1 protein-coding gene is annotated in these 912 nt (G+C 39.6%); it reads left to right on the forward strand.

Features of this window, described 5'->3' with window-relative positions; genetic code table 11:
- Positions 1–62 precede the first annotated feature (62 nt).
- Positions 63–912 (forward strand): transposase (locus tag HZY94_RS00910; protein ID WP_179924600.1); only part of this gene is annotated, 850 nt, incomplete at its 3' end.

The following is a 912-nucleotide window of genomic DNA, read 5'->3' on the forward strand; positions in this document are numbered from 1 at the left end:
AAAAAAAGCAATTCCTAGTAAACTGATAAGTGGAAAAAACATCAGAATAGGAATTGCTTTATATGGACTATAATACTCAAAAATTACTCGGAATTCAAGACCTAGACATTACTTTTAAAGAAGAATGGCATAGTTTTCGTAAAGATAAACGCAATCGGATGTCCCAAATCATCGAAGGTTCTTTGGAGAAACGTCCAAGCTATTGCCCTAGCTGTGGAGTGGCCTGGGAATCTACTAAAGATGTCTATGCTCATGGCACGACTCCTAAAAAGCGTAAAATCCAGTTGCCAGAGATTGATAATAAGCCGACTTATCTAGAACTAACAATTCACCGTTTTAAATGCCGTCATTGCTCTGTCGTATCCGCCAATCATCTCCCTAACTATTTTGTTAAGAAAAGGAAGAGTATTTGTGTCAGACTCCACCTCAAAATTTTGATGGAATTAAAAGATACGACCAATAGTAAGAAGATTGCTTCAATCTGTAAAACGGGCTATCAGATTGTCTACCAAACATCATTAAGCTTAGCTCATTATGTGAAAAAGCTGCCACCAAGCCCCCTCCCTCGAGTACTAGCCATTGATGAGTTTAAGGCCACGAAAGATTGCGAAGGATCGATGGCCTTTATCGCTATGGATTGGGAAAGCGGTCAAATTCATACGATCCTAGATGACCGCCGGAGTCATAAGCTGCTAGAATTCTTCAATGGCTATTCCTATGAAGAACGCTGCAAGGTGGAGTTTGTTGTTATGGATATGAATGCAGCCTATGATTCAATGGTGAAAAAAGCTTTTCCTGAGGCTCAGATTGTGATTGACCGTTTTCACATTGTCCAACATTTGACCAATGCTTTCAAAACGGTTCGGATTCAAGAAATGAATAAACTGAACCGCTATTCTGGTGAAGAAGCTA

This window comes from Streptococcus danieliae (assembly GCF_013415245.1).
Classification (GTDB): domain Bacteria; phylum Bacillota; class Bacilli; order Lactobacillales; family Streptococcaceae; genus Streptococcus; species Streptococcus danieliae_A.